13 protein-coding genes, 1 tRNA gene and 1 pseudogene are annotated in these 18498 nt (G+C 66.8%); 10 read left to right on the plus strand and 5 right to left on the minus strand.

The genetic code is table 11. The features are described 5' to 3' along the window. Positions 1 to 18: 18 nt before the first annotated feature. On the minus strand, positions 19 to 948 hold the full coding sequence (locus ACVBD7_RS08640) for a Ppx/GppA phosphatase family protein (RefSeq protein ID WP_458097074.1): 930 nt from the start codon (positions 946 to 948) through the stop codon (positions 19 to 21). 266 nt (positions 949 to 1214) lie between these two features. Between ACVBD7_RS08640 and ACVBD7_RS08645 the strand changes: the two genes are divergently transcribed. The 3 genes and pseudogenes from ACVBD7_RS08645 to ACVBD7_RS08655 all read left to right on the plus strand — a co-directional run bounded on the left by ACVBD7_RS08645 (position 1215) and on the right by ACVBD7_RS08655 (position 3505). Further along, positions 1215 to 1288, plus strand: a tRNA-Gln gene (locus ACVBD7_RS08645). A 73-nt stretch (positions 1289 to 1361) separates the two neighbouring features. After that, positions 1362 to 1604 (plus strand): annotated as a pseudogene (locus ACVBD7_RS08650) (DUF6538 domain-containing protein); the annotation flags it as partial. A gap of 851 nt (positions 1605 to 2455) precedes the next feature. Then, complete coding sequence (locus tag ACVBD7_RS08655) at positions 2456 to 3505, plus strand: hypothetical protein (RefSeq protein WP_458097763.1); 1050 nt, start codon at positions 2456 to 2458, stop codon at positions 3503 to 3505. Positions 3506 to 4379: 874 nt separating this feature from the next. Here ACVBD7_RS08655 and ACVBD7_RS08660 read toward each other — a convergent pair. The 4 genes from ACVBD7_RS08660 to ACVBD7_RS08675 form a co-directional block, all read right to left on the minus strand. Continuing rightward, positions 4380 to 5297: an NADP-dependent oxidoreductase gene (locus ACVBD7_RS08660; protein WP_458097075.1), complete on the minus strand. Its 918-nt coding sequence runs from the start codon at positions 5295 to 5297 to the stop codon at positions 4380 to 4382. A 227-nt stretch (positions 5298 to 5524) separates the two neighbouring features. Continuing rightward, positions 5525 to 5842 (minus strand): DoxX family protein, encoded by a 318-nt coding sequence (locus ACVBD7_RS08665; RefSeq protein ID WP_458097076.1) that lies wholly within the window; start codon positions 5840 to 5842, stop codon positions 5525 to 5527. A 61-nt stretch (positions 5843 to 5903) separates the two neighbouring features. Continuing rightward, on the minus strand, positions 5904 to 7373 hold the full coding sequence (locus tag ACVBD7_RS08670; protein WP_458097077.1) for an aldehyde dehydrogenase: 1470 nt from the start codon (positions 7371 to 7373) through the stop codon (positions 5904 to 5906). Positions 7374 to 7406: 33 nt separating this feature from the next. Further along, positions 7407 to 7985: a flavodoxin family protein gene (locus ACVBD7_RS08675; RefSeq protein ID WP_458097078.1), complete on the minus strand. Its 579-nt coding sequence runs from the start codon at positions 7983 to 7985 to the stop codon at positions 7407 to 7409. A gap of 144 nt (positions 7986 to 8129) precedes the next feature. Here ACVBD7_RS08675 and ACVBD7_RS08680 point away from each other — a divergent pair, with 144 nt between their 5' ends. The 7 genes from ACVBD7_RS08680 (at position 8130) to ACVBD7_RS08710 (ending at position 16608) form a co-directional block, all read left to right on the plus strand. Then, the gene (locus ACVBD7_RS08680) at positions 8130 to 9035 is read left to right on the plus strand and encodes a LysR substrate-binding domain-containing protein (protein WP_458097079.1); all 906 of its coding nucleotides are present in this window, start codon (positions 8130 to 8132) and stop codon (positions 9033 to 9035) included. 478 nt (positions 9036 to 9513) lie between these two features. Then, positions 9514 to 11364 (plus strand): helix-turn-helix domain-containing protein, encoded by a 1851-nt coding sequence (locus tag ACVBD7_RS08685; RefSeq protein ID WP_458097080.1) that lies wholly within the window; start codon positions 9514 to 9516, stop codon positions 11362 to 11364. Between the two features lie 124 nt (positions 11365 to 11488). Continuing rightward, positions 11489 to 12802 carry an LLM class flavin-dependent oxidoreductase gene (locus ACVBD7_RS08690; RefSeq protein WP_458097081.1) on the plus strand — a complete coding sequence of 438 codons (1314 nt, stop codon included), beginning with the start codon at positions 11489 to 11491 and terminating at the stop codon, positions 12800 to 12802. Positions 12803 to 12843: 41 nt separating this feature from the next. Next, positions 12844 to 13908 carry an ABC transporter substrate-binding protein gene (locus ACVBD7_RS08695; RefSeq protein ID WP_458097082.1) on the plus strand — a complete coding sequence of 355 codons (1065 nt, stop codon included), beginning with the start codon at positions 12844 to 12846 and terminating at the stop codon, positions 13906 to 13908. Next, complete coding sequence (locus ACVBD7_RS08700) at positions 13905 to 14735, plus strand: ABC transporter permease (protein ID WP_458097083.1); 831 nt, start codon at positions 13905 to 13907, stop codon at positions 14733 to 14735. Before ACVBD7_RS08695 ends, ACVBD7_RS08700 begins: the two co-directional genes overlap by 4 nt. An 11-nt stretch (positions 14736 to 14746) precedes the next feature. Then, positions 14747 to 15532: an ABC transporter permease gene (locus tag ACVBD7_RS08705; protein WP_458097084.1), complete on the plus strand. Its 786-nt coding sequence runs from the start codon at positions 14747 to 14749 to the stop codon at positions 15530 to 15532. Next, positions 15529 to 16608 (plus strand): ABC transporter ATP-binding protein, encoded by a 1080-nt coding sequence (locus ACVBD7_RS08710; protein ID WP_458097085.1) that lies wholly within the window; start codon positions 15529 to 15531, stop codon positions 16606 to 16608. The genes ACVBD7_RS08705 and ACVBD7_RS08710 overlap by 4 nt, the downstream gene beginning before the upstream one ends. The last annotated feature ends 1890 nt before the right edge of the window (positions 16609 to 18498 follow it).

The following is an 18498-nucleotide window of genomic DNA, read 5'->3' on the forward strand; positions in this document are numbered from 1 at the left end:
CCAGTGGGCGCGTGCGGTTCAGGCGCCGCGGCGGGGGCGACGGCGCTCCCGCATGGCGCGGAGCAGAAGCCCCTCGCGCAGCCCGCGGTCGCAGACGGTGATGCCAGCGGCGGGCCAGACCTGGCGGATGGCGGCATAGATGGCGCAGCCCGGCAGAACGAAATCAACCCGCTCCGGCCCGATGCAGGGGTGCGCGGCCAGGCCTTCCCGCCCCATGGCCCGTAGCACCTCGAGCGCACGGTCGGCGCAGGCCATTTCCAGGTCATGCCCGTCCACCACGGCGCGATTGTAGCGGGGCAGATCCAGCGCGATGCCGGCCAGGGTGGTCACGGTGCCCGAAGTGCCCATCAGCCGAACCCCGCCCGCACGCATCTCCTGGCGAATGCAGTGGACAGCGTCGAAGCCCTCGAACTTGGCCGCCACCTCCTGCACAACCCGGTCGAAGCCCTCTCCCCCGAAGCAGGCCGCGCCATCCCGCTCAACCAGCGTGACCACGCCGAGCGGGACGGAAATGGTGCCGATCAGTCGGGGCCGCTCGGGCTCGTCTGTGCGAATCCAGGCAATCTCGGTCGATCCGCCCCCGATGTCGAAGAGCAGGGCACGCCGGTCATGGGGCCGGAAGAGAGGGGCGCAGGACTCCATGGCCAGCTCCGCCTCCTCCCGCGCAGGGATGACGCGAATGGGGGCCCCCAGGGCCTTTTCCGCCCGCTGCATGAATCGGGGTCCATTCGTGGCGCGCCGGCAGGCCTCTGTAGCGACCGCATGGACGGCCTGCACGGGGCGACGTGCCAGCTTTTGGCCGCACGCCTCCAGCGCGGCCTCCGCGCGATCCATGGCGGCGTCGGACAGCGCGCCCGTGGAGCTCAGCCCTTCACCCAGCCGGATGATGCGGCTGAAGCTGTCCAGCACGCGAAAGCCGGCAGCGCCAGAGGGGCTGGCGACCAGCAATCGGCAGTTATTGGTGCCCAGATCCAGCGCAGCATAGAGCGGCGCCCCGGCAGGGGTGCCAACGGGGGGAGCAATGGGCGGCGGCGCCGGGGGGGCTCCCCCCCGCCTGCCACCCGGCGACTGCGAGGCGTTCCGGGTCTGCATGGTATTGAACTGACGATGATCCGCCTGGAGATAGGGACCGGCAAGCCCTTATTCCACCGGGGCGAACAGGAGGTGGCTTGCGGCCCCCTCCGCACCGGGCTATAGGGCGCCACGCCTGCCGTTGGGGAATAGTTTAACGGTAGAACTCCCGACTCTGACTCGGGCAGTCTTGGTTCGAATCCAGGTTCCCCAGCCACTCCGGCACAGGCTTCTGATTTCAAAGCGAAGTTGGTGATCGCGCCCACCCCAGGCCGCGAGACCCTTCAACTGTGACACAAAACTGGGACACAACTGCGCAGGGCGGTCCTGTTGTCCGCCCCCTTAACCGCCCGCAACTCGTCCCCGCCCACATCACCCTCCGCACCGGCGTCTGGTACTGGCGACGTCGGATCCCCGCCTTGCTGGCGCGAGGCACCGCTCCCGCGGGCAAACAACCGTCAGTTCGTTTATCTCTGCGAACACGCGACCGCCGGACCGCCATCTACCGGGCCCGGCAACTGGACGCGCTGCTCGAGAGGACGGTCGCAATGGATGCTCCCGGTACGATCACCGCCGCCGAATTCGCCGGCCTTGCGCGCGATCACATGCATTCCGTGCTGGAGGTGGCGCGCTCACGTCGCGCTCCCGACAAGGCGCTGACAACGGGCGGGGAAGTCACGGTTCCGCTCGACACTGCCCTCGCTGACCAGATCGCCGAATTCATAGAAGCCGCGGAGCATCTACCGCCTGCCGACTGCGACGCCACCAGCAACGTGGATCCTGTTGGTCGCGATGGCGGACCAATCTTTCTTCCTGACCACCTTGCTGGGCCGCTCTTAGCCGCAATTCGGTCTGCATCGCCGCCCCAGCGTCCGGCCCGGATCGACGCCCTCGCCGCCGCCCAGCACCGGTCACAGGCAGCGCTTGGTCGCGCGATGACCGTCAGGCGCGCGCTCCAGTTGAATGACCACGCCGTGGCCCGCGAGTTGGTGATCGACGCCGCTGCAGTGGCAGGGGTGGAGATCACACCCGAACTCCGCCCAGTTCTGGAGCGTGTGGGGCTGCGAGTGATGGAAGGCGTGTTCCGCGAGGAGGCCGCCCGCGAAGCCGGAAACTACGGGAGTCGTCCCGAAGACGACCGGTCTCTGGCTGGAATGCGTCTCCATACCAACGTCTCGGTCGAAGCCAGGACAGTCCCGACGGCAGGTGGACTGGTCGCCCCCCTGCCCTGCCAGCAACGGGGCCGCAGACCGACCTGGATGGGGCGTTCGAAATCAACCCGCCGGCCCTTCCGCCCGCAGCCGCAACTCTCCTTGGACCACTCTCATCGCTCGTCGAACCCTTCTTCGAGAAACGCGGCCGCGACAAGATACGGCAGCAGGGCATGGCGCAGGAGCGGACGACCCTTCGTCTTTTCTTCGCCATCCTCGGCGACCGGCCCGCGCGGGATTACAGGCGCCGCGACATCACGGCCTATCTCGACACCCTACGGCGTCTCCCATCCACCTATGGGAAGTCACCGAGGGACAGGGATCTGTCGGTGGAGGACCTCATCGCCCGCGCCGATGCGAGCGACGCGCCGAGGCTGAGCGACAAGACGGTTAAGCGCCACCTCTCCGCCCTGTCGGTGTTTCTCAAGCTCGCCGTGGATCGCGGCCATCTCTCCCTGACGGAGCGAAATGACGCTCTGGGAGAGCACGACTTCTCACTCGATGACGCTCGCCAGGCCCGCGATAAGTGGGCTGACCAGGAACTGCGCCAGTTGTTCTCTTCCGCGGTCTGGACCGGCCGAGACCCTTCACAAAGATCCGCTCGCGGCACGCAGATCATCCGGGACGCCCGGTTCTGGATTCCACTGCTCTGCGTCCTCGAAGGAACCCGGCTAGAGGAGGTGGCGGACCTACGCCGAAAAGATATCATCAGCGAAGCAGGTGTTTGGCAGATGAAAATCACAGCGGAGCACCGGCGCCTAAAGAACCCCAACGCCGAACGCACCATCCCAATCCACCCGGAGCTTATCCGAACTGGATTCTTGGAATACGTCGCGCAGATTGCCCCGGAAGCATCGGATCCGCTCTTCCCCGAGATTGAGCCGCAGGGCGCCGACGAGAAAAGAGGCCCGCATATCACCCGCTGGTTTGTCGAGTACCGCCGGGATATCGGCGTCTTCCGCAAGGGTGTCGGCTCGCACGCCTTCCGCCATAACGTGAACACTCGATTGCGCGAGCACCTGCTCGACTATTCTGACCAGCTCCGCCTTAACTATCTCTTGGGCCACGCCAGTGGATCAGGCGAGGGCGACGTCAGGTATGATAAGGGCCGCGAGGCAACTGCAGTCGCCGCGCTGCTGACTCGGCTTGATTATCCGGAAATCAAACTGTCTCACCTCTACGTTCGCGAGAAGGGCGATGTGGCAATTCCACAGAACTGGTGAGAACTGGAGCAGGCGCGTGATTGGGGCGCCAGGATCCCCCACCAGATTCGCAAAAGGCCCGATATCGTCAAGCGCTTACGCCGACTGTGCAGAAATGTGGGACATCACTGTGTGACGGTCCAGGCACGATCCTCTCGCGGTCAGCAAAGCCCGAGTTGTCCTGCCTTCAGTATGCCGCTGGCGACCGAGCGCCCTCTCGCTCGCCGCGGGCACTTCAGGTGCCCTCAGCGTCGGTTATGCTCTCCCGAGTTCGAGACCATCACCGAATGGCGCTGCTGACGGCGGTCGAACATAGCTCGGGGGCCTTGTCGGGCTCGTTTGGGCATGATGCGTTGACGGACCGGCGCACCTTTGCGGGCGCTTCCTGATCACAGAACGCCCCATTGTGGCTTCGCAGGGGAAAAGGGGTTCAGCAAAGCGAATCGATGCTGTGCGCCCATTTCAGCCAATTACAAGGCGCTCGGCTCCCCAAAAGCAGACGTTTAAAGCCTGGAAGCATATGGCCGACTTGGGTGGGGAGCGGCTGTAGGCGGCCGCCGCGCGGATGTCTGCCTCACCCTCGTGAGCGGACATGGACGCAGCCCGCCGAAGCTCGCCCGGTGTGGCGTGGTCTGGTCGATAATGGAACGTCCGTTCCCAGGTACGGCGTCCGAGCAAGCAGCCGTTGTGCGGCAGGATAGGTTCAGCGGCTCCGGTGGGGCCTCCGCACCGGTCCTTAAGGCTCGTGACGCCCGCCTGTTCTTCCCGCCCGGCCTCTGCACCCGCTGCGACGTCGTGGAGGAGAGCGCGACCCACATCGTGCGCGAGGCCACCATCGGGGGAACCGATCCCCGCGAGATCATCACCTTCGAGCCGGAGCCTTACTATGGAATGATCACGCGGCGACCTGCAGCACGATCTTCCCGCGGGTACGGCCAGCCTCGGAAAGATCGAATGCCTGCCCGATGTCGGAAAGGGGCAGCACCGTGCCGACGTGCGGCCTCATCTTGCCCCCCTCCACCAAGTCGCGGATGGACGCGAGTTGCCCGCCATCGGGCCTGCTGAATACCCGTCCCGCACTGACGCCGTATTGCGTCGCCTCGTCCTTGGGGAAGTTCACCGCGGTCACCAAGAAGCCCCGCTTCCTGAGAACATGGAACGCCCGCTCGAAAGTGTCTCCACCCACGGTGTCGAACACGACGTCCATGTCATGCGCGACCTGCTCGAACGGCTGCTTCGTATAGTCGATGAACTCGTCGGCACCGAGGCCAAGAACATAATCCTCGTTAGGCCCCGAGGCCATGGCGACGACGTGCGCGCCCTTGGCCTTGGCCAGCTGCACGGCCATGGTGCCGACACCGCCCGAGCTGCCGGTCACGAGCAGGCGCTGGCCGGGAGCCAGCTTGGCCACTTCGAACATCGCCTGCCACGCGGTCAGGGCGCCCAGCGGCACCGCCGCCGCTCGCACGAAATCGAGGTTCGCGGGCTTGCGGACGACGTCTGCCGCCTTTGCGATGGCATACTCGGCGAAGCCGCCGGTCCTGACCATGCCGAAGATGCCCTCGCCTTCCTCCAGGCCGCTGACGCCTTCCCCCAGCTTCTCCACCGTCCCGGCGATCTCGCCCCCGAGGTGTATGGGCAGGGTCAAGCCGAGCCGCTGACCCGCACCGCCCCGGATCTTCCAGTCCACCGGGTTGACGCCCGCGGCGTGCACCTTCACCAGCACCTCGCCAAGTCCGGGTTCCGGACGATCGATGTCGACGGGGCGCAGCACGCCGTTGTCGCCGTACTCGTGGATGACCACTGCCTTCATGTTCGAAGTCCTGTGATGCGTGTTGTCACGGCCGGAAGCCGCCGAGAGCAGTGACGATTGTTCCGCCGCGCTTGCGGATGACGCCCTGGACAGGATGCGCGGTCTAGGCCGGGCAGGCCGCCGAACCACCGATCAGGACGGAATTGGTCCCATCGGGGCATGTCGTTCGGAGATCGGGGGCAAGGTGCCTATCGCCCCCGATCGTACCGGGATCGATAACCGCCACATCACGATACCGCCGCCAGTGCGAGCAGGGCGGTGAAGACCCCTAGCGGTGCCGCGTGTGCGAACTCCCTGCGACATAGGACCGTGACGGCGGCAGTGACGATGATGACGGCACCAAGCGCGAGACCCGTTTCCCGGTTAGCGGGGAAGGCGATCAACCCTGCGCTTACGATTTCCAGTCCTTCAGTCACGCGGCACCACCAGCGTGGGTGGCCCCAGCGGGCGAAGTCATCCTGCGTGGCGCGCGTGCCGATCGCGTTGAACAACCCAGCGCCGATGAAAGCTAGGACGACAAGCGAGATGGAAAGGGTGTGTAGCATGTCGGTGGAACCAGATCTGCTGAAGGATGGTCTGCCAGGTCAGCGCTTCTGCAAGGCTGGGTCATTCGGAGATCGGGTAGCGAGGTGTCTGCGTGCCCTCGATAGTGATCCATTGGAGTTCGGTGAACTCCTCCATCCCGGCCAAGCCGCCGGAACGGCCGTAGCCGCTGTCCTTCACCCCGCCGAAGGGGATGTGCGCCTCGTCGTCGAGGGTGGTACCGTTGATGTGGGACATGCCAGCGTTGAGGCGTTTTGCCAGTTCGAGCGCCAGCGTCACGTCACGGCTGAAGATGGCCGAGGACAGGCCATAGTCGTTGTCGTTGGCGACACGGAGCGCCTCTTCCGGTCCATCGACGATGACGACGGAGGCCAGCGGGCCGAAGGACTCCTCCTGGTAGGCGCGCATGGTGGGCTTCACCCCGCTCAGGACAGTGGGTGCGAAGCACGGCCCCTCGGCCTTGCCCCCTGCGAGCAACGTGGCTCCGGACGCTACCGCGTCCTCGACCAGTTCCGTCAGCCGCCGGATGGCCCCATCGTTGATCACGGGGCCAAGCACGGTCGCACTGTCCCGCGGATCGCCGTAGGAGATGGTCTTCGCGACGGCGGCCAGTCGGCGGCAGAACTCCCCGGCGATGGCTTTGTCCACGATGATGCGCTCGGTCGAGAGGCATCCCTGGCCGGAGTTGGCGAAGGAGCCGAATGCCGCCGCACTCACGGCTCGGTCTAGGTCCGCATTCGCCAGGACGATGCAGGGCGCCTTGCCGCCGAGTTCCAGCACCACACGCTTGAGGTGCTTTCCGGCCTTCTCCGCGATGATGCGGCCGACACGGGTCGAGCCGGTGAAATGGACCCGGCGCACGCTCCGGTGCGCGATTAGGGCCTCGACGACGGCGCTGGCATCCTCCGGTGCGTTGGTGACGAGGTTGACGACGCCCGCCGGAAAGCCTGCATCGGCAAAGCACGTCACCACCAGGCCATGCGTCCGGGGCGTCTGCTCCGACGCCTTGATCACGACGGTGTTGCCGAGGGCGAGCGCCGCGGGCACCGACGCGCCGACGAGCAGTGCCGGGGCGTTCCAGGGCACCAGACTGGCGACCACCCCGGCGGGCTTGCGGATCGCGATCATCGTGCGCGACGAGTTGTCGGACGGGATGACCTCGCCGGTCAGTCCCTGGAATGCGGCGGCGGCGGCGAAGTGGAGCTTCTCCACCAGGACCATAATGTTGTACCTGCCCCAGGCGGCGGGACCGCCCATCTCGGCCGTGATGGCGTCGGACAACTCCGGCGCCCGCGCCTCCACGGAATCCGCCGCGGCGAGCAGGAGGTGCCGACGCTTGCTCGGCGGGAGCGCCGCCCAGGGCTCGAAGGCGTCCTGCGCCGCCTGCACGGCACGATCGACGTCGGCCACCGTCGCGGCGGCCGCGCGCGTTGCTGCCTCCCTCGTGAAGGGGTTCGGGGATTCGTAGGTCCTGCCGCTCTCGGAAGGCACCCATTGCCCGCCGACGAAGAGGTTCTGCTCGTGGATGCCCATTGATCGATCCTCCGATCTGAAGAGAGGTGCCGTTCAGGCGGCCGGTGTCTGGGCGAAGCGGCTGGCGATGCCCGCCATGCGGACGCCGTAGAGCCGGGCCGTCTCGAGGTCGCCCGGCGACATCTCGCTCGGCGCCGCATCCGCGTCCGACTGCGCCATGGGCACGATGTACGATCCCATCCTGTTCGGGTCGTCTCGCCGGGATGCCTTGGTGTTGGCTGGCTTAATGGCGAGGCTGACCCAGAGGCCCCCATGCTGCCCAGCCAGCAGGACGAAGTACTGAAGGGTGTTGAGCTCATCGCCGTTGATGCTGGCGCTGTTGGTGAAGCCGCCGAAGACCTTGTCCTTCCACTTGTCCTTGAACCACGGCTTCGCGGAGGTGTCGGCAAACCTTTTGAACTGCCAAGTCGGGCCGCCCATGTAGGTCGGCGAGCCGAAGATGATGGCGTCGGCGGCGTCCAGGGCTATCCACCCATCCTCCGGTATGTTGCCTTCGGCATCGATCGCGATCAGCGAGGCACCGGCGCCTTCCGCGACGGCTTCCGCCATGCGCGTCGTGTGTCCGTAGCCGGAATGGTAGACGACGACGGTCTTGATGCTGGTTGTGGTCATGTTGCTGCCTCGGCGGTCGGCATCCCATCGCGTCTGCGTGGGGCGGCGGTGGTGAGGCTCAATTTATTGTTCCGGTAATTAGTGATAAATGGCGCGTACAAGAACACATTGTTCTTCTAAAATGCACCAATGAGGCGCGCCACGATGCGGAACCTTGAACCGCTTCTGATCTTCGTCAGGGTTGCCGAGACGGGCAGCTTCACCCAGGCGGCCGAAAGCCTCGGCATCCAGAAAGGGCGGGCTTCCAAGGCGATTCGGGGGCTTGAGCAGGAAGTCGGAGCCAGGCTGTTCCACCGGACGACGCGGAAGGTGCAGCTGACGGAGGACGGACGGGCGTTCCACGCCCGCGCCCGCGACATGCTGGCCGAGGCCGACGACCTTTTTTCGATGTTCGCGGGTGACCGCGCCGCGTTGCGCGGCCGTCTCCGGGTCGACCTGCCGACCGAGCTGGCCCGCACGACGATCGTCCCGGCCCTGCCAGACTTCATGGCAGCCCATCCCGAGCTGGAGCTGGAGGTGTCGAGCACGGATCGACAGGTCGACCTGGTGCAGGAAGGGTTCGACTGCGTCCTGCGTGTGGGGCCGATCGGGGATGAGACGCTGGTCGCCCGACCGTTGGGCAGGCTGCGCATGGTGAACGCGGCCAGCCCTGCGTACCTGGCGCGCCACGGCGTCCCCCAGTCGTTGGAGGATCTACGGATCCAAGGGCACCGGATAGTCCACTACAGCAGGACCCTCGGTGCGAAGCCCTACGGTTGGGAGTACCCGGACGGCGGCGAGTACGCGACGCTTCCCCTACCCGGCGCGCTGCACGTCAACAGCGTGCAAGCCTACGAGGCCGCCGGGCTCGCTGGCATCGGGCTGGTGCAGGCTGCGCTTGCAGGCGTCGGCCGCCACCTCGAGAGCGGGATGCTGGTCGAGATCCTACCAGGTCTCCGCCCCGAACCGCTCGACGTATCTCTCGTGGTAGCGCATCGGAGCAACCTGTCCCGCCGGGTTCGCGCCTTCATGGTTTGGATTGAAGAGGTGCTGACGCCTTTCCTCGAATAGCGCATCAACACGGAATTTTCGTCAGCCATCAGCGTCATTTGCGGCCGTGCTCAATCCAGCCGCGATGTCCGCTTGCAGGGAGCGATGGAGAGCCGCTGAACGGCTAGAATGGGTGCGAAGCAGCCGCCTCATGCTCCGCGAGTGGGTGACCGCTTCGCCGTCCAAAGCGGACCTTGGCAGGCTGGGTACGATGGTCCGAGTTGGGTCGGGAGCTGCTATTCCGCTTCTAGCCTACAGATCCGGGAAGCGGACATCAGTGTAATCGGAACAATCAGATGTCACCATATCCTTAGATCCGATTTACGTCGGCCTTGTAGGCTTGCACCATAGTCTCGCGCCGGGCGGACGGCCATCAAGCACAAGGCGAAGATCAGGCGGAAAAGGTTCGCCGAGGGCTCTGGAGGCTCGATGTGACTCTGACTGCACCTCGGATTTTCGGACAATTCGCATCGGATGTTGGGGGAGCTAAGCTGATGCCATGACAATCGGTGTGACACCCGCCTCGCACTCCGGCATCTCGGATCAGGCCGAGGCGGAGCAGGCGGCGGCGAAGATACGGCTTGAGCGACTGCGGGCCATCGCCAGCGCGGTGAATGCCGGCGGCGACATTGAGACCATCCTTGATCGCGTGCTCTTGGCCGTTTGCCGCAGCGAGCCATGGCCGCGAGGTGGGATCATGGCCGTCAACCGGCAAAGTGGCTACTCCGAGATGGTCACGGGGTACGACCCCGACGGCCCGCTGCCCGGCCGGCCACGCCGCTGGGCCTTGGTAACCAGCCCCGTCCCGATCGTGGCCGAGACACGCCGCCCCCTCGTCATCGTGGACGCCCAGCGCTCTGAGCAGTATCCGGGCTACCAAGAAGACGCGCGGGCACGAGGCTATCGTACCGTTGCCCTTCTTCCCCTCGGCTGCACTAATGCCGAGGAGCACGAGATGGTTCTTTCTCTTCACACCCGCGAACGCACGGAGGTGACGGAGGAGGAACTAGAATTCCTCACCACCGTCGCCCACCTCGTTGCCCTTGCGGTAGAAAAGGTGAAGCACCTACAGCGCGAACAGCGCGAGCGGGGGCGCCTCCGGCGGGTGCTAGAAGCCGGGGCGGGGCTGATGGAGCTGGTGCTAGAGGGGGCGGCGCTCTCCGTGGTGGCGGGCATGGCCGGTGCAATCCTCCCGCACCCCATGCTGATCTTGGACTTCGTCACCGGCAGCATCCTCGCCAGCGGCTCGCCCTTGGGCGAGCGACTGGACGAGCGCGGTTGGCGGGATCTGGCACAGGGGCCGGCGGGGCCGGTGCTGGCAAGCTTGGCGAACCGCTCGGCGCCGGGTGAGGTGGTGCTACTGGACCTCTCGGCTTTTGGGCTGGTCGGAACCCTGCCCGTGGCAGTGGAGCCGCTGCGGGTCGAGAGGGAGACGGCTGGCCTTCTGCTTGTCTTTCCAGGGGAAGAGGGCATGGACAGCCTGGACCGGGTGGCGGTGCAGGAGGTCCGCTTTGCCTTGGCCGCTCAGGTCATGCGCCATCACGCCGAGGCGAAGAGGGAAGCGCGGGATCTAGCCGACCTCCTTGAGCATCTCTTCCGCAGCGGCGCGGCGGAGCCGGCCCGGCTGCGGGCGCGCGCCGCGCGGTTGGGATTGGACCTCGGCCAGCGCACCCGCCTGCTCGCTGTGGCCCTGCCCCAGCCGGCAGCGGGCATGGCGGAGCTGCGGCGCCTGCTGGCCGCCAGCCTCGCGCGAGCCGTGCCTGGCGCGGTCGCGATCGAACAGGGCGACTGTGTGGCGGTGCTTCTGCCGGACAGCCCCGGCACTACGGCCCCTGGACCGATCACCGACGCCGCGCTGGAGCGCCTGTTGGTCGCCCCGGTGCGGGCCCGCTGGGGCCTGCGCCCGGTGGTTGCATGTGGCCCCCTCTGCACCGCGCCCGGCGACTACGGCTTAGCCTGGGCCGAGTGCGGCCGGGTGCTTGACCTAGCCCGGATCTTCGGGCGCGACGGGCCAGTTCGACAGGAGGGATTCGGCCCCTCGGCCCTTCTGCTCTCGGCCTTCGATGGCGCGCTGGTGCACGCCTTCATCGAGAGCACGCTCGGCCCAGTCCGGCGTCACGAGGCCGAGCACGGCGGCGACCTGTTGGGCACCGCCACAGCCTTCATCGACGAAGCCTGTCGGTACCAGGCCACGGCCGAGCGATTGGGCATCCACGTCTCTACCCTGCGCTATCGGCTGCGCCGCCTGCAGGAGTTGTTCGGCCTCGATTTGGAGGACGCCGAGGCGCGGTTCCGGCTCTCTCTCGCCGTGCGCCTGACGGCCATCGGCCCCACTTCCCAGGAAATCTAGGAAAGCCCCGTCCAGTCTTTCTACGAATCGGTGGATGCGGGGCCGGGTCGCGGCATGCCACGCTTCTCCCTGCAACAGGTTCCGCCACCCCCGTGGGCCGCGCGGATCTGAGGGAGCGCCCCCAATGCCGCCACGCCGCATGCACCTCGTCGCCTATCTGAAGACCGGCCCCACCGCCATGCACGTCGGCGGCTGGCGGCACCCAGAATCCACCCTGGACGACATCCTCCGCCCCTCGCGCTACGAGCACATCGCGCGGGTGCTGGAGGACGCCTGCTTCGACGCCTGCTTCTTCGCGGACCTATTCGGCCTCTACGACGTGCATGGCGGCAGCTACGATCCCTATCTCCGGCGCGGCGGGCAGATCAGCTTCCTCGACCCCACCGTGGTGTTGCCGGTGATGGCGGCCGCCACCCGGCACCTGGGTCTGGGCGCCACCCTCTCAACCACCTTTCACACCGCCTACCACCTGGCGCGCTGGCTCGGCTCGCTGGACGTGATGAGCGGAGGGCGAGTGGCCTGGAACGTCGTCACCTCCGCCACCGACCTGGAGGCGCAGAACGCGGGAATGGAGGAGCTGCCGCCGAAGGACCTGCGCTACGATCGCGCCGACGAGGTGCTGGAGGCCTGCTTCGCCCTGTGGGAGGGCTGGGACCCTGACGCGATGGTGCTGGACAAGAAGGCCGGCATCCTCGCCGACCCTTCGAAGGTCCGCTACGCCAACTACGAGGGACAGTGGGTGAAGACCCGCGGCCCGCTCTCCATCCCCCGCAGCCCGCAGGGGCGGCCCGTGATCATGCAAGCCGGCAGCTCCGACCGCGGGCGGGCCTTCGCGGCGCGCTGGGCGGAAGCGATCTTCACCACCCAGCGCGGGGTGGAGGACATGCGTGCTTTCCGCGACGACATCCACGCCCGCATGGCCACCCATGGCCGGGCGCCGGGGGATTGCGCCATCCTGCCGGGCATCTCCGTCGTGCTCGGCGAGACGGAGAGCATCGCGCGGGAGCGGGCGGAGTATCTCGACAGCCTCATCGATCCCGAGCTCAGCCTCGCCGCCTCCTCCTCTGGCCTCGGCGCCGACCTGACGAAGCTGGCCGAGGGCAAGACGCTCGCCGACCTGGCCCAGGGCAACCAGGGCATGCAGGGCACGGCGGACATGCTGAACCAGACGATGAAGGCCGAGGGGCTGTCGCTGAAGGAAGCCGCGGTGAAGCGCGGCAGGGGGCGCGAGATCGTCGGCACGCCTGACATGGTCGCGGACCGGCTGGAGGCGATGTTCACCAGCGGCGCCTGCGACGGCTTCGTGCTGGCCCCCACGATGTTCCCCGGCATGTTCGAAGGGTTCTGCCGCGCCGTGGTCCCGGAATTGCAGCGCCGTGGCCTGTTCCGCACACGATACGACGGAAGCACGCTGCGCGAGAACCTGCGCACCGGCTGATCCCTCCACCGCCAGCCCAGCACAGCAAGGAGTAGCGACACATGACGGGTTTCCCCATCCGACCGACGCGCCGCGGGCTTCTCGGCACGGCGGCAGCCCTCGGCGCCGGCGCGCTGGCGCGACCCGCCCTGGCGCAGAGCCTGCGCGGCACCACCCTGGTCTTCGCAAGCTGGGGCGGCGCCTACCAGGAGGCGCAGAAGGTCTGCTACTGCGAGCCCTTCGCCGCGGAGACGGGCGCGCGCGTGGTGCAGGACGGTCCGATGAACGCCGCGCGCTTCCGCACCATGGCCGAGAGCGGCGCACCGGACTGGGACGTGGTGGACGTGACCATCAACACCCTTTTCACCGGCACGCATGACGGGCTGCTGGAGAGGATCGACACCTCCGTCGTGGACACCAGCCGCATCGCGCCCCAATTTGTGCACGAGTACGGGATCGGCTGCATCGCCTGGTCCTACAACCTGGCCTACAACACGAAGACCTTCCCTGCCGGCCGGCGCCCGACCACCTGGGCGGACCTGTTCGACACGCGCAAGTTCCCGGGCAAGCGCACCATGCTCGACCAGCCGACCGCCAATCTGGAGGCCGCGCTGATGGCCGACGGCGTCGCGCCCGCCGACCTCTATCCGCTGGATGTCGAGCGCGCGCTGCGGAAGATCGACACGATCAAGGCGCAGACGGTCTTCTGGACCACCAACTCCCAATCCCAGCAGCTCTTCGTGGACGAGGAGGTGAGCATCGGCATCATCCTTAACGGCCGCGCCTACGACGCCTCCAAGAAGGGCGCCGATATCGGCATCGCCTGGGAGGGGAACATCCAGTCGGTCGACTATCTCGTCGTGCCGAAGGGCAGCAAGAACCGCGCGGCAGCGATGAAGCTGATCGACGTGATGACGCGGGCGGAGAACCAGGCGAAGCTTGCCGGCATGATCGCCTACGCGCCGACCAACCCGGCCGCCTTCGCGAGCATCGACCCTGCCCTGGCTCCCTGGCTCTCCACATCGCCGGAGAACACGCGGAAGGGATTCGTCATCAACGCCGAGTGGTGGCGGCAGAACGAGCGGCGGATGATCGAGCGCTGGGCGGCCTGGAAGCTGGCCCGGTGAGCCCGCGCCGGGAGTCCTGGCCCTGGCTCCTGCTGCTGCCGGCGGTGCTGGTGATGCTCGTCGCTTTCGCGCTGCCGGTCGGCATGCTGCTCGCCCGCGCCTTCACCCAGCCGGAGTTCGGGCTGCAGAACTTCCTTCTCCTGCTGGAGAGGCCGGTCTACCTGCACGTCCTCGGCAACACGGTGATGATCGCGGCGGTGGCCACGCCGGTCACGCTCATCCTGGCCTATCCGGTGGCGCACGCCATGGCGCACGGCAACCCCCGTACCCGACGCCTGCTCACCTTCCTCGTGCTCATCCCCTTCTGGACCAGCCTTCTTGTTCGCAGCTTCGCCACCGTCATCCTGCTGCAGCGGCGCGGGCCGCTGAACACGCTGCTGATGAACATCGGGCTCATCGATGCGCCGCTGCCAATGATCTACAATCTCACCGGCGTGCTGCTCGGGGCCGTGCAGACGCTGCTGCCCTTCGTCATCTTTCCCCTTTACAATTCCATGCGGCGGATCGACCCTACGCTGATGCCGGCGGCGCTGACAATGGGCGCCTCCCCGGCCCGCGCCTTCCTGCGCGTGTACCTGCCGCTCTCGCTGCCCGGGCTGATGACGGGCGCAACGCTCGTCTTCATCAGCATGCTCGGCTACTTCGTCATCCCCGCGCTGCTCGGCGGCCCGCGCGAAACCATGGTCGGGCAGCTCATCCAGGACCAGATCGGGCAGCTCGGAAGCTGGGGGGTTGCCGGCGCGCTCTCCTTCGTGCTGCTGGCGATCACGGCCGCCCTGCTCGGCCTACTGCACAGGCTCGTCGGGCTGAAGGCGGTGGCGCGGTGAAGGGGGACGGCATGGGCCGCTGGCGCCTGTTGCGCGCCCTGGCCTGCACCCTGGTGGGAATTTACCTTATCGCTCCGCTGGTGGTGGTGCTCATCATCTCCTTCAGCTCCGCAGCCTTCCTGCGCTTCCCGCCGCCGGGCTATTCACTGCGTTGGTACACCAACCTGGCGAACGACCCGGCCTGGATGGATGCCGTCTGGGTCAGCCTGCAGGTTCTCGTGCCCACGGCGATCCTCTCCACGCTGCTCGGCACTGCGGCCGCCCTCGCCCTCGTCCGGGGCCGCCTTCCCGGCTCCGCCCTGTTCGGCGCCGCGCTCATGGCGCCGCTAGTGGTGCCGAGCATCATCACCTCCGCCGGGCTCTACATCATCTACCGGGGCCTGGGGCTGAACGGCACGCTGGCGGGGATGGTGATCGGCCACGTCGTCGTCACCCTGCCCTACGTGATCGCCACTGTCGGCTCCGCCCTGCGCTCGCTCGATCCGCGGCTGGAGGCGGCGGCGGCCACCCTCGGCGCGCCACCCGCCGCCGCCTTCCGCCGTATCACCCTGCCGCTGCTGGCGCCCGCGGTGCTGTCCTCCATGCTCTTCGCCGCGGTGCTGTCCTTCGACGAACTGATCGTCTCGCTCTTCGTCGGCTCCGCCCGGCTCCGCACCGTACCCGTGCAGATGTGGTCCAACATCCGCGGCGACTTCGATCCCACAGTCGCCGCCATCGCCTCACTCTGCTTCCTCGTCGCCCTGATCGCCCTCGGCCTGGAGGCGCTGCTGCGCCGCCGCAACGGAGACCGCGAATGATTTCGCCCGAGTTGGGCCCCATCCTCGAGCTGCACAGCATCCGCAAGCACTACGGGCACCATGCCGCGGTGGACGACGTCAGCCTGGAGTTGCGGCACGGCGAGTTCCTCACCTTTCTCGGCCCGTCCGGATCGGGGAAGACCACGACGCTGATGATGGTAGCCGGTCTGCAGCAGCCGGACAGCGGGAGGATCATCCTCGCCGGCAAGCCGGTGGACAAGCTGCCGCCCTACCGGCGCGACATCGGTATGGTATTCCAGCACTACGCCCTGTTCCCGCACATGACGGTGCGCCGGAACGTCGCCTTCCCGCTGGAGATGCGCGGCACGCCGAGGGCGGAGGCGGAGCGGATGGTCACCGCCGCCCTCGCCATGGTCGGCCTGCCCGACCATGGCGACCGGCTGCCCCGCCAGCTCTCCGGCGGCCAGCAGCAGCGCGTGGCCCTGGCCCGCGCCATGGTTTACCGCCCAGCCCTTCTGCTGATGGACGAGCCGCTGGGCGCGTTGGACAAGGCCCTGCGGGAGGGCCTGCAGCTGGAGATCAAGCGCCTACACCGGGAACAGCGGATGTCCGTGCTCTACGTCACGCATGACCAGTCCGAGGCGCTGACGATGAGCGACCGCATCGCCGTCTTCGACGGCGGCCGGATCCAGCAGATCGGCACGCCCTCCGACCTCTACGAGCGCCCGGCCACGCGCTTCGTTGCGGGATTTGTAGGTGAAACCAACTTCGCTCGGGCACAGATGCTGGGTCAAGACGGCGACGTTTGCCGTGTCTCCGTCACAGGGACGACCATGCCGGTTTCGGCCCGCTTCTTGGCCGCGCCTGGCACGGACGTGACGGTCGCCATTCGACCGGAGCGTTTGCGACTATCCGCCGGAGGAGATGGCCTGCCGGCGGAGTTGGTCGATCTCATTTACTTGGGCAATGCGCGCCGGTTCGTGCTTCGGCTGGCCGATGGCACGGAGTGGTCCGCCCTTGTACAGGCAGATACCGCTGAAGCGCTTTCGCTGCGTCCGGGCGATTCTTTGCGGTTGTCCTGGAGCGAGCAGCACGCCACAGCCTTCCCGGCCTAACCGCATCCAGTATCGTGAACATGCACGGTCTGATTTCAAGCGACCTTCGCTACCCGAAACGTGCCGTTCGTACCCACTACCGGCTACAAAGCGGAGGTTGCTCTGGCTGTCGGTGCTATTCGCTGCGATGTGCAAAGCTTCTGGGCGCGCAGGCCGTCCAGCAAGTTTCGAAGTGGGTTTCCCCTTTCAGTACTCCGAGCAGATAGCGCGCTTCCTCACGGGGATATCGCCCGGAGGAGCGGGTTGCGCCCCTCTCTTTTTAGATAGGAGCGGCCCAGCAGAGATGACAGGCGCTTCGGAGTGGTTTGACCCAGCAGAAGGCCGACCATGCTTTTCATCGTTGGGCTCCATGTTCGGTTTGGAGCACCGGGTTAGGCAACTCTGATGACGGCCTCCGGCGCGAAACAGCCACTTGTATCTGCGGTGACGCAGTGTCCGCTTCCACTCCCACGTCCGACCTTGCGCCAAGGAGGAGTAATGTCGTGAAAGGGTCGACAGCAACCGAGCCGCATCTCACCAAACACGTCCGCTTCTTCAGGTCTCCTTCCGAGAGCGACTGTTCCGCATTCGGCCAAGATCGGACGTTTATCTTTGGGTAGGCGATAATAGCCGAGCCACGCCGGTGGTTTATTGGCGCACCCGCCTGGGACACAGTCGCGCATCGGCGATCCCAGTGTTTGCTGCGAATCAAGTTTGTTGTCGGACGAGCTGCGCGGATCCAGGTTCCCCAGCCAACCCCTCGAACGGGTTCGGCAAATCAACGGCGTAGCTCCCGACATCCAGCATTATCGGCGCTAACCGGGCCTTTTGGCCGGGTGTCGCACATGGGTGTCATGCCACGGTGCGCCCAGCCAAACGGCCCTGATTAAGGAACCGATGAGGCACCACGCCCACGTCCGGAGGGCAACCTGTGGTACTGGCGGAGGCGCCTGCCGGGGCAGGCAGCGGGCGCTGCATCGACCTCTCCCTTGACGTGGAGGGCCGCGAGTTGCCCGGGAGCACTCTTCGACGCCGCGTTCGAGAAGCTGACGGACCGGGAGACCGGATCCACGACATCGTCGGTCAGCGAAGCGGCAATGACGCGGGCTGTGCGGGACGAGGTCCTGTACCGGTCGGCCGCAGTCCAGCGCCGGCGCGGGCCTCACCCTGTTCAGCCGGTCCGGGCCCCGACGCCGTAGGCAGACCTGCCGGACGTCATTGCCGGGCCTCTCGCCACCTTCCTGGCGGAAATTGGAGGTGCCGACGAACGCGTGTTGGTCCTGGCCGAGCTGGCCGCTGCCATGCTGGCGGCCCTCTCACCCGTCCCGCGCCAACCACTCTCCCGTCTCGGACGGCTGCGGCCCGCGAACGCGCCCTTGTGACGCTGGGGTGTGCGGCTTCTCTTCGTGGCGAGTTGGCGTCCAACAACCTCGACACCATCGAGCCGCTGCTCCGCGCTGCGCTCGACAGCGCCGGCCTCGCCTCCAGCGACGCATTGGATCCGGCGCTGCTGGAGGCTGCGATGCGGGCAGCGATGGAGGGCTACCGCGCAGAAACCAGCGGCATGCTGGGTTACAGGCCGGGTTACGCAACGGGCGGTCAAACCGCGCCGGGTTCACCCGCCTCCAGCCGGCAGCCGGCACCCGCGCCTGCAGTTCCGGCCGTCGAGACCTCACTGCGGCCAGCGGTGGCGACAGCAACGTCGCTTTCCCCGACACGGCAATTCTTAGTAATCTGCGAGGCGTTCCGGAAAACCAAGAAAGTGAATCGGGTCTGGCAGGACAGGGCCGAGCGGGACGCCGAGACTAAGATCCGGATGTCCGAAGAGTTCTTCGGCGATCTCCCCTCCGCGACGTCATGTGCAATCTCGTTCGGCAGGACCGAAGCAAGCTGTCCGAGATCTGCTCCGAT

The sequence above is a fragment of the Roseomonas sp. WA12 genome (genome assembly GCF_054165765.1).